Annotated in this window: 1 protein-coding gene and 1 pseudogene; both read right to left on the reverse strand. The window is 71.3% G+C overall.

What is annotated here, in order from left to right; all coding sequences use genetic code 11:
- Window positions 1-26: 26 nt before the first annotated feature.
- Window positions 27-5,396: pseudogene (locus ON23_RS32300) on the reverse strand (type I polyketide synthase); the annotation flags it as partial.
- Between the two features lie 110 nt (window positions 5,397-5,506).
- Window positions 5,507-12,394: type I polyketide synthase (locus tag ON23_RS32305; protein ID WP_039783083.1), on the reverse strand; the 6,888-nt coding region annotated here is incomplete at its 5' end.

The raw sequence follows: 12,394 nt of genomic DNA on the forward strand, positions 1-12,394 counted from the left end.
ACGGAATACGAGCCTGAAACCGGTGCTCAGGCATCCAGTTCCCGGTCGAGAATCGCAAAGAGCTCCGCTTCGGAAGCGTTTTCCACATCGTCTTCCAGCAGGTCGTCGGGATCGGTTCGAGCCGCCCAACTCGCGGCGACCGACTGCAACCGAGCCACGATCCGCCGCTTCTGCTCGTCGTCCCACTCGCCCAGTGCCAGCGCGGCTTCCAGGTCGTCGAGCACGGCGTCGACCGGGCGGGGCCGCATGTCCACGGGTGCACCGGCCAGCTGTGTGTGCAGATGGGCGGCCAGCGCCTTCGGTGTCGGATAGTCGAAAACCACTGCGGCCGACAGCGACAGGCCGGTGACGGATTTGAGCCGGTTGCGCAACTCCACCGCGCCGAGCGAATCGAAACCCAGCTCCTGGAAGGTGCGCTCGGGTGCGATCGCGGCCGCACCGTCGTGCCCGAGCACGGCCGCGATGTGCTCGCGCACCGTCTCGAGCACCACCTGCCCTTGCCGCTCGGCGTCCAGACCCGTAAGTCGCTGCGGCAGTGGGGCAATCGCCGATGCGACTTCCTTCGTGGCGCGGAGGGCCGGCGGCGCCAGTGTCCGCAGCAACGGCGGCAGCATGCCGGCGGCGGCCCGGTCGCGGATCGCGGCGGAGTCCAGCGCCACGATCACCGGATGGGCCGTGCCGCGCGCGAGCGCCGCATCCCATCCGGCCAGCGCGGCGTCGTCCGAGAGGGCGGTGAATCCGGCCCGGTTCATCCGCGCCGCATCGCCGGCGTCGAGATGTCCGGCCATACCGCTCGCCCGCGCCCACGGGCCCCACACCACCGACTGGGCGGCCAGTCCGCGGGCCCGGCGATGCGCCGCCAGACCGTCGAGGAACGTATTCGCGGCGGCGTAGTTGCCCTGTCCCGGACCACCCACCGTGCCGGACATCGACGAGAACAGCACGAACGCCGCCAGCTCGCGGGCCGCGGTCGCCTCGTGCAGGTACCAGGCGGCATCCACCTTGGGCGCCAGCACGGTATCGATGCGCTGCGTGGTCAACGAGGCGACAACTCCGTCGTCGAGCACGCCCGCGGCATGCACCACACCCGACAGCGGCCACCGTGCCGGCACGTGGGCCGGCAACCCGGCCACCGCACCGGCGTCGGCGACATCGCAAGCGACCACCTTCACCTGCGCGCCCGCCTGCTCCAACTCGTCGCACAACGCCGCCGCACCCGCGGCCCGCATGCCGCTGCGACTCACCAGCAGCAGCGACCGCACCCCGTGCGCGCGCACCAGATGCCGGGCCACGACCGCACCCACGCCACCGGTGCCGCCGGTGATCAGCACCGTGCCCGCGCCGAATGCCGCCGCGGCGCCGTCCGGCTCGGACACCGGGGCGGAGCGGGTGAGCCGAGCGATGTGCGGGACGCCGGCGCGCATCACCACTTCGGGTTCGCCCACACCCAGCACCCTGGCGGCGACGTCCTCGTCGAGGCCGGAGTCGATGTCGGCCAGCACGATTCGCCCCGGCTCCTCCGCCTGCGCGGACCGCACCAACCCCCACACCGCCGCACCGGCGAGATCGGTCACGTCCTCGCCCGGCAGCGCCACCGCGCCGCGGGTGACGACCAGCAGGGTGCTCGACGCGAACCGGTCACCGGCCTGCCACTCCTGCACCACGCCGAGGACGCGCGCGACCTCGGTATGTGTGGCGGCCACGACGCCGGCGCCGGCGGGGTGCCCGGCCTCGACGACCACCACCGCGGGTACCGGCGATTCCGGCTCCAGCCGATCCCACCACCCCACGCTCGCCTCGGCCGCCCCGGCTTCTGCCGTGGCCGGCGACCACACCAGCTCCAGCACCGGATCGGCGAGGGCCGCCGCCGCGAGCTGCGCCACCGGAGTCGCCCGCATGGTCACCGATCCCGACAGCACCGGCCGCCCGTGGCCGTCGGTGACTCCGATCGAGACCGACGACCCGCTCACGGTCAGGCGCACCCGCAGCAGCGACGCCTCGGTGGTGAACAGCGACACCGACTCCCACGAGAACGGCAACACCACCTGTCCGGCGCCGATCTCGAGCACATCGGCCAGCAGTCCCGCCTGCAGCGTCGCGTCGAGCAGTGCCGGGTGGATGCCGAACCCGTCCGCGCGGACTCCGGTGTCCGCATCGACGGCAATGTCGGCGAACACCTCCTCACCGCGTCGCCACAGTGCCCGCACCCCTCGAAAGGCGGGCCCCAGTGCGTAGTCGCGGGAGAGGAATTTGCCGTAGGCGACGTCGACGGCGGTGGCCGCGGCGGGCGGCCAGATCTCCGGTGCGGGCGCAGCCGCATCCGTGGCGGACAGCAACCCCTGGGCGTGCAACTCCCACGCACCGTCCGGGTCGTGGGCACCGCGCGAGTAGATCGAGATCGGACGCCGCGACGATTCGGAATCGATTGCGCCGACGACGATCTGAATCGGCACACCCTCCATCGCGGACAGGACCAGTGGCGCCCGGAGCGTCAGTTCCTCCACGACCGGGAACCCCGCCTCCGCGCCGGCGCGCAGGGCGAGCTCCACGAATCCGGTCCCCGGCAACAACATGACCCCGCCGATGACATGGTCGGCCAGCCACGGTTGCGCCCGCGGCGACAGGTGACCGGACAACACGAAGCCGCCGTCCGCCATCGGCAACACCGCCGCCAGCAGCGGATGATCGATCGCGCGGACACCGGCCGATTCGCCCCCGCCGGCGCCGGACGCGGACGGGAGCCAGTAGCGCCGACGCTGAAACGCGTAGGTGGGCAACGGCGCTCGCTTCACCGTCCGGCCCGCGAAGAACACGCTCCAGTCGACCTCGGCTCCGGCCGTGTACATCCGTGCCAGGCAGTGCGCGAACTGCCCGACCTCGCCGCGCCCGCGACGCGCGGCCGCGACGACGGTCGGCTCCCCGTCGAGATCCTCCGGCAGGCATTGCCCGGTCATCGCCGTCAGCACCGCGTCGGGCCCGATCTCGACGAACCGCCGGACACCCGCGGCGACCAGGGAGTCGACCCCGGCGGCGAATCGGACGGGCTCGCGCACCTGGCGGACCCAATAGCCGGGGTCGAGCACCTCCTCGCCCGCGAGCCGGCCGGACACATTCGACACCAGCGGAATCCTCGGACGCTGATACTCCACTCCCCGTGCGACCGACTCGAATTCGGCCAGCATCGGATCCATGTGGTGGGAGTGGAAAGCATGGGAGACGGTCAGCGGTGCGGTCTTGCGGCCACGGTCCGCGAACCGCGCCCGATACGCCGCGACCGCGTCCGCGTCTCCGGAAATCACCACCGCGGCAGGCGAATTCACTGCCGCTAGGCACACGCTCCGATCACCGGCGATCATCTCGGTCACCTCGGATTCGCCCGCCGCGACGGCCAGCATGGCGCCACCCGTGGACAACTGCCCCATCAGGCGACCGCGAGCGGCGACCAGCCGGCAGGCGTCCGGCAGCGTCCACACACCGGCGATATACGCGGCGGCCAGCTCGCCGATCGAATGTCCGATCAGCACATCCGGTGTCACACCGAACGAGCTCAGCAGCCGGTACAGCGCGACCTCGTAGGCGAACAGGGCGGGCTGGGTGAATGCGGTGTGATCGAGAGCGGAGGCGTCTGCGCCGGTGACCATTACCTGCCGCAGCGGCACTCCCAGCAGTGGATCGAACTGCGCGCAGACCTCGTCCAGGGCGGCGGCGAACGCCGGAAACGCCTCGTAGAGTTCACGTCCCATGTCCGCGCGCTGTGCGCCCTGGCCGGTGCACAGCAGCGCCGTCTTGCGCGTCACCGCCCGCCCCGTCACGACGGCCGAGCTCACCGCGCCCGGTTCCGCGAGGTCGGACAGCGCCGCCCGTAACGCGTCGCGACCGTCTACGAGCACCGCGGCCCGCCATTCGAATCGGGTGCGGGTCGTGAGCAGGGAATAGCCGAGGTCGTCGACGGTGAGTTCGGGATGTTCGTCGACCCAGCGCACGAGGGCGCCCGCCTGCCCCCGCAAGCCCTCCTCGGATTTCGCCGAGATCAGCACCGGGGTGAGTCCGGATGCGACCACATCCTGATCCGGCGCCGGATCCGCGGGTTCGGCAGCGGGCTCCGGTGCGGGCGCCTCCTCCAGAATCACGTGCGCGTTGGTTCCGCTGGCGCCGAAGGAGGACACACCGGCGCGCCGCACCCGGTCCCCGGCGGGCCACGGCTCCGCGGCGGTCAGCAGTCGCACCGCTCCGGCGGACCAGTCGACGTGGGGGGTCGGCGCATCGACATGCACTGTCGCGGGCAGTATTTCGTGCCGCAAGGCCTGCACCATCTTGATCACACCGCCGACACCGGCCGCGGCCGAGGTGTGGCCGATATTCGACTTCAGCGAGCCGATCCGCAGCGGATCACCGGCCCGGTCGCGACCATAGGCGGCGATCAGCGCCTGTGCCTCGATCGGATCGCCGAGGGTGGTGCCGGTGCCGTGCGCTTCGACCGCGTCGACATCCGCCGGTGCCAGCCCGGCGTTGGCCAGCGCCCGCGCGATCACCTTCTCCTGCGCCGGACCGTTCGGTGCGGTCAGCTGGTTGCTGGCGCCGTCCTGGTTGACCGCGCTGCCGCGCACCACCGCGAGGATGCGGTGGCCGTGGCGGCGAGCGTCCGACAGTCGCTCGACCGCCAGCATGCCCAGGCCCTCGGAGAATCCGGTCCCGTTCGCCGCCGCGGCGAAGGCCTTGCACCGCGCGTCCGGGGACAGCGCCCGCTGGCGGCCGAAGGCGATCAGCAGACCGGGATCCGACATCACCGTGACCCCGCCGACCAGGGCGAGCGAGATATCCCCCTGCCGCAATGCCTGGCAGGCCAGATGCAACGCCACCAGCGAAGACGAGCATGCGGTGTCCACCGAGAGCGCCGGACCCTTGAATCCGAAGGTGAACGCGACGCGGCCGGAGAGCACGCTGGCCGAAACACCCAGGAACGCATGGCCTTCCGTCTCGGCGGTCAGCCCGGGCGAACCGACGCGCGGCCCGTAGTCCTGGTGGATCACACCGGCGAACACACCGGTGTCGCTGCCGCGCAGCGATACCGGGTCGAGGCCGGCGTCCTCCAGCGCCTCCCAGGCCGCTTCGAGGAACAGGCGCTGCTGCGGATCCATCGCCTCGGCCGCGCGGGGCCCGATGCCGAAGAAGGCGGCGTCGAAATCGCCTGCGGTGTCGAGGAATCCGCCTTCACGGGTGTAGATGGTGCCCGGCGCGTCGGGATCGGTGTCGAACAGCCGATCGAGGTCCCAGCCCCGGTCGGCCGGGAAGGGGCCGATGGCGTCGGCGCCGGCGGCGACCAGATCCCACAGCCGATCCGGAGTGTCGGCGCCACCCGGATAGCGGCAGCTCATGCCGACGATCGCGATCGGTTCGCCGGCCCGATCCTCCAACTCCCGGATCTGTTTCTTGGCGGCACGCAGATCGCCGGTCAGCTTCCGCAGATACCGGCTGAGCCGTTCCTCGTTGCTCGTATCGGGGGTGTTCATGCGGGGCCAAACTCCTCGTCGATCAGGTCGAAAAGCTCACTGTCGGAAGTGAATTCGAGGTCGTCGTAATCGCCGTCCGACGTCGCGCCCCCCAGAAATCCGCGCAGGCGGTCGCTGACGCCCCGCAGACCGGCCACCGTCCGGTCGCTGTCGGCACCGCCGGCGATGATGCGCTCGAGCAGCGCCTCGAGTCGCGCGATGTCGTCGGGCGCCCCCGTCGAGGTCGGTGTCTGCGGCGCCGTCACGGTGGTGTGCGCCAGCAGGTAGCCGGCGACTTCGGCCGCCGTCGGATAGTCGAACACCAGGGTCGAGGGCAGGGACAGCCCCGTCACCTTCGACAGCCGATTGCGGAACTCCACTCCGCCCAGCGAATCGAAGCCGAGTTCGCTGAAACCGCGGTCGACGCCGATATCGTCGGCCGAGCCGTAACCCAGTACCGCCGCGACATTCTCGCGCACGAGATCGAGAACGATCCCGCGCCGCTTCTCCTCCGCGACCCCGTGCAGACGCTGCCCGAGCGAGACGTCCCCGTGCGAGGCGGTGGCCGTCCGGCCGGACGTGCGCACGAATCCGCGCAGCACCGCCGGTATCGAGCCGGTATGTGCCTCCATGCGCAGGGTGTCGGTGTCCAAGTGCACCAGCACCGGCGCCGGTTCGGCAGCGGTGAGCGATTCGTCGAACAATCGCAGGCCCTCGGCGCGGTCCAGCGGAGCCAGCCCCAGACGTTCCAGCCGCGCCAGCGCGGTGCGGTCCAGCACCACGGTCATGCCGATGTCCTGCTGCCACGGCCCCCATGCGAGCGACACGGCCGGCAGCCCCTCAGCGCGGCGCCGGAGCGCCAGGGCGTCCAGGAAGCTGTTCGCGGCGGCGTAATTCGCCTGTCCGGCCGACCCGATCGATCCGGCGATCGAGGAGAACAGCACGAACGCGGACAGGTCCATGCCCGTGGTGAGCTCGTGCAGATGCCACGCCGCTTCGGCCTTCGCCGCGAGCACCCGGTCGACGCCCTCGTCGGTGAGGGTGTGGAACGCGCTGTCGTCCAGAACGCCCGCGGTGTGGACGACGCCGGTGATCGGACAGTCGCGGGTCTCCTCGGCCAGCAGATCACGCAGTGCGGCGCGGTCGCTCACATCGCAGGCGGCGATCCGCACCTGCGCGCCGAGCCGGGACAGGTCCGCCGCTAGTTCCGCCGCGCCGTCCGCACGGTCACCACGCCGGGAGACCAGCAGCAGTCGCCGCACCCCGTGTGCGGTGACGAGATGCCGCGCGAGCAGGGCACCCAGCCCTCCGGTCCCCCCGGTGATCAGGACCGTGCCGTCGCCGAACGACACCGTCTCCGCCGGGTGTGCGGACAGCGGCTCGAGCCGCGGCGCCAGGAAGTGGTCGCCGCGAACCGCCAACTGCGGCTCGCCGGTGGTGAGCGCGGCCCGGACGGTACCGGCCGATATCGCCGCCGCGTCCGTATCGAGCAGCACGATCCGTCCGGGATATTCGGTTTGGGCGCTCCGGATCAATCCCCACACGGCCGCCGCCGCGGCGTCGGGGATCTCGCCGGGCAGCGTCGCCGCACGCGTGGTCATCACGACCAGCTGCGACCGCGCGACACGCTCGTCGGTCAGCCACTCACGTACCACCCGCAGCGCGTTCTTCACCCGATCCCGCGTGGCCCGTGGTGAATCACCCGGAAGCACAGCATGTTCGGACCACACCACCACCTCGGGAGCCGTCGCGCGGGCGGCGAGCGCCACCTGATCCGGATAACGCTCCTCGATGCCGGACACGCCCGCGGTGCCCAGCAGAACCGTACTTCCGAGCGGCGCCGTCGCCGCGACATCGACTGTCGTCCAGCGCATTCCGTATCGCGCGGCCCGTCCGCCCGAGAGCGTGGCCCGGAACTGCTGGACGTCGTAGGAGCGCATGACCACTTCGTCGATGGTCACCACCGCATTGCCGTCCCGGTCGACGGCCACGACGCTGATCGCCTCGCTGCTGCGCTGAACCGCCATCACCCGCAGGGAGCCGACCGGCGCGGTGCGGTGGATCTGCGTGGCGCCCCAGCGGAACAGGAGTTTGCCCTCGGCCGGATTGCCCCGGTGGTCCGGCCAGATCAGGCAGGCGAGTCCGGCATGCATGACCATGTCGAACAACGCCGGATGCACCAGGAACCGCTCGGTCGGGACCTCGCCGTCCAACGCGACCTCGGAGAACACAGTGTCCCCGCTGCGCCAGGCCGCCTCGACGCCGAGGAACGACGGGCCGTATTCCAATCCGGCGGCCCGCGCCACCTGCGCCGGAATCCAGTCGGTGTCCACCGGTTCGGCGTCGACGGGCGGCCACGGCTCGGTGCGCAGCATGTCCACGAGTCCGATGTCGGTGAGCTGCTCGGCGCTCAAAACGCCGCTGGCGTTCCGGGACCACTCGCGATCGGGCCCGTCGGTCCGGCGGTAGTGGACTGTGAACGAACGGCGTCCCATGGCGTCCGGTTCCCGCACCAGCACCTGGAGTTCGACCTCGCCCTCGGCAGGGGGCAGGATCGGCGCCTCGAGCGTCAACTCCTCCACCGCCGCACAACCGATGCGCGCACCGGCGACCAGCAGCATCTCCATCAGCGCGGCACTCGGCACGAGCACGACACCGTAGGTGGTGTGGTCGGCGAGCCACGGATGGGTGCGCTGCGCGAGCCGCCCGATGAACAGCCATTCGTCGCGGTCGGCCACCCGCACCACATCGGTGAGCAGCGGATGCTCCGACGCGGCCGCACGATCCGCGCGAGGCGGCTCGAGCCAGTACCGGCGATGGTCGAACGCGTAGGTGGGCAACGCGATTCGTGACGCCCGGCGGCCCGCGAACAGCCGGTTCCAGTCGACGGCCAGTCCGGCGGTGTGGGCATGGGCGAGCATCGTCAGGAACTGCTCGACCTCGTCGTGGTCCCGGCGGGCCGCCGCGGCGACCACGGACCGCTGCTCGACCTCCTCGGTGAGCGTCTGCCGCGTCATCGCCGCCAGCACCGCGTCGGGCCCGATTTCGAGGAACCGGCGCGCACCCGCGGCGACCAGTGTGTCGACACCCGGCGCGAACCGGACCGCGGCACGCACCTGCGACGTCCAATAGCCCGGGTCCACGATCTCGTCACCGGCGATGGCGCCGGATACATTCGACACCAACGGGATTCGCGGCGCATGGAAGGTGATGCCGTCCGCGACGGTGCGGAATTCGGCCAGCATCGGCTCCATCCGAGCGGAATGGAAGGCATGCGACACCCGCAGACGGCTGGTCTTGCGTCCCTCGGCGGAGAACTGCCGATCGAGCTCCGCGACAAGTTCCTCGTCACCCGAAACCACCACGGCGCCGGGAGAATTCACCGCGGCCAGGGATACCCGGTCACCGAATGCCTCGATCGCCGCGGCCACGTCGAGCTCGGACGCGGCGATCGCCAGCATCGCCCCGCCCGGCGGCAGCGCGTCCATCAACCGGCCCCGCGCCGCCACCAGTGCGCAGGCATCGTCGAGCGACCACACCCCGGCGACATAGGCGGCGGCCAGTTCACCGATCGAATGCCCGATCAGCAGATCGGGAACCACGCCGAACGACTCGACGAGCCGGTACAGCGCCACCTCGAACGCGAACAGGGCCGGCTGTGTCAGCCGGGTCCGATCCAACATCCCGTCCGGTGCGGCTGCGTCCCGATCGTCCGCATGTCCGGTGAACATCACCTGCCGCAGCGAACATCCCAGCAGCGGATCGAACCGGGCGCAGACCTCGTCCAGCGCCGCGGCGAACACCGGGAACGCCGCGGCCAGTCCGGCGCCCATGCCGGCGCGCTGCGCGCCCTGACCGGTGAACAGGAATGCGGTCTTCCCGGCACGTATCGAGCCGGAAACCACTGCGGGAATGATACTTCCGTCCGCGAGCCGCGACAGCCCGGTGAGCAGTTCGTCGCGCTCACCGCCGAGCACCACCGCCCGGAACTCGTGGTGTGTACGGGTGGTGAGCAGCGAATAGGCCACGTCCGCGGGGTCGGCGTCGACGTGGTCATCGAGCCACTGCCGCAGTTTCGCCGCCTGCGCTCCGAGCGCGGTCTCACTCTTGGCCGACACCAGCCAGGGCATCGGCAGGCGCGGGCCGTCGGCGACCGGCGCCGAGCCCGGCGGTTGCGGGGCAGGTGCCTCCTCGACGATCAAGTGGGCGTTCGTACCGCTGACACCGAACGACGAGACACCCGCTCGCCGAACGCTCGTCCCGGCACGCCAGGGTTCCGCACGGGACAGCAGACGCACGTCGCCCGCGGACCAATCCACGTGCGGCGACGGCGTTTCCGCGTGCAGGGTCGGTGGCAGGGTTTCGTGACGCAACGCCTGCACCATCTTGATCACGCCACCGACACCGGCGGCCGCGACGGTATGACCGATATTCGACTTGATCGAACCGATGCGCAGCGGCTCGCGGTCCCCGCGGTCGCGACCGTAGGCGGCGATCAACGCGTTGGCCTCGATCGGATCGCCCAGTGGCGTACCGGTTCCGTGTGCCTCCACCGCGTCCACATCGGCGGGTGTGAGTCCGGCAGCCGCGAGGGCCTGCCCGATCACTCGTTCCTGCGCGGGGCCGTTCGGCGCGGTCAGGCCGTTACTCGCGCCGTCCTGGTTCACCGCGCTGCCCCGGATCACCGCCAGGATCTCGTGACCCTGCCGCTGCGCATCCGACAACCGCTGCAGCACCAGGACGCCGACACCCTCGGAGAACGCGACACCGTCGGCCGCGGCGGAGAACGCCTTGCACCGGCCGTCCGGTGACAGGCCGCGCTGCCGCGCGAAATCGACGGACAGATAAGGAGTGGCCGCCACGGTCACACCACCCGCCAGCGCCAGCGACGTTTCACCCTGACGCAGCGCCTGACACGCCAGATGCAACGCCACCAGCGACGATGAGCAGGCGGTGTCGATCGTGACCGCCGGCCCCTCCAACCCGAAGACGTAGGCGACGCGCCCGGAGACCACGCTGTGGGTGGTGCCGGTCAGCCGGAATCCCTCCAGATCGCCGGTCACGTGATCGACATAGCCCGAGGCACAGGCGCCCGCGAAGACACCGGTATCGCTGCCGCGCAACGTCATCGGATCGATGCCGGAGCGTTCCAGCGCTTCCCAGGACGTTTCCAGCAGCAGTCGCTGCTGCGGGTCCATCGCCAGCGCCTCCCGCGGGCTGATGCCGAAAAATCCGGCGTCGAAATCGCCTGCGGCGCCGAGGAATCCGCCACCGCGGCTGTACACCGTGCCGGGCTTGTCGGGATCCGGGTCGATCAGCCGCGCCAGATCCCACCCGCGATCGTCCGGGAATTCGGTGGTGGCATCGGTCCCCGAGGACACGAGATCCCACAACTGCTCGGGGCTGTCGACGCCACCTGGGAATCGGCAGCTCATGCCGACGATCGCGATGGGTTCGTCCACGCGGGCCCGCCGGGGCGCGCGGGCCGGGCGGGCGGAGTCGGTGCCCTCGATCTTGGCGCGCAGCAGAGCGGCGACCGCGTCGGCGGTCGGGTGATCGAAGACCAGAGTCGACGGCAGCTGCACGCCGGTGGCCTTCGACAGCCGGTTGCGGAATTCCACGCCACCGAGCGAGTCGAAGCCCAGGGCGTCGAAACGCGCCCCCGGGTCGACGTCCGCCGTGGAAGCGTGCCCGAGCACGGCGGCCGCGTGTTCGCGGACCAACTCGAGCACCACTTCCGCACGCGCGCTGTCCGGAACCTCGCTCAGCCGAGCGCCCAACGCGCCGGATGCGGCTGCGGGCCGGTCCGTGGGCCGGTCCGCGGTCCGGGGCAGGAAACCGCGCAGCGCCGCGGGCACCACACCGTGGCGGGCTTCACGCCGCAGCTGCGCCGGATCGAACCGCATGGCCACCGCGTGCGCCGCCCCGCGGCCGACGGCGGCGTCGAACAGTCGCAGACCTTCGGCGTCGCCGAGCGGGCGCAGCCCGAGCCGCTCCCAGCGTGCGATCGCGCTGCGGTCCAGATCGCCGGTCATACCACCGGCGGAATTCCACGGTCCCCACGCCAGCGACACCGCGGGCAGCCCCGCGGCCCGCCGGGCCTGGGCCAGCGCGTCGAGACAGGCGTTGGCGGCCGCATAGTTCGCCTGACCGGCCGATCCGATCGTCGCCGCGACGGAGGAGAACAGCACGAACGCCGAGAGGTCACCGGTGAGGTCGTGCAGGTGGCGGGCGGCGGCGGCCTTCGCGTCGAAGACCCGCCGCAGCTGCTCGGCGTCGAGTCCGGCGAGCGTGGCGTCGTCGAGCACACCGGCCGCGTGGATGACCGCGGTCAGCGGATGCTCGGGCGCGATCGAGCCGAGCAGCCCGCGTACGGCCGCCCGATCGCCGACGTCACAGGCCGCCACCTCGACGGTGGCGCCGGCCTCCGCGAGGTCGGCGGCCAATTCCGTTGCACCGGGGGCATTCTCGCCTTGCCGGGATATCAGCAGCAGCCGGCGGACGCCGTGCGCGGAGACCAGGTGACGGGCGACAAGCGCACCGAGACCTCCGGTGCCACCGGTGATCAGAACGGTGCCGTCGCCGAACGCGGGCTCCTGCGGGTGCTCGTCGCGCACCCGCGCCAGCCTGGGCACGAGTACCGCTGCGCGTCGCGCCGCGACCTGAGGCTCGTCCGCCGCGAGCACCACGTCGAGGACCGCCCGAGCGTCCCGGGCCGCGGCCGTCGAGTGGTCGGTGTCGACGAGGACGAACCGGCCCGGATATTCGGATTGAGCGCTGCGGATCAGCCCCCGGACGGCAGCCGCGGCGGGATCCGGCGTCTCGCCCGGCAGCGCGGCGCCGTTGCCCGTCATCACGATCAACCGGGTTTCGGCCAGGCGTTCTTCGGCCAGCCACGACTGCAC

It is taken from the genome of Nocardia cerradoensis NBRC 101014 (genome assembly GCF_000308535.1).
Lineage (GTDB): Bacteria > Actinomycetota > Actinomycetes > Mycobacteriales > Mycobacteriaceae > Nocardia > Nocardia cerradoensis.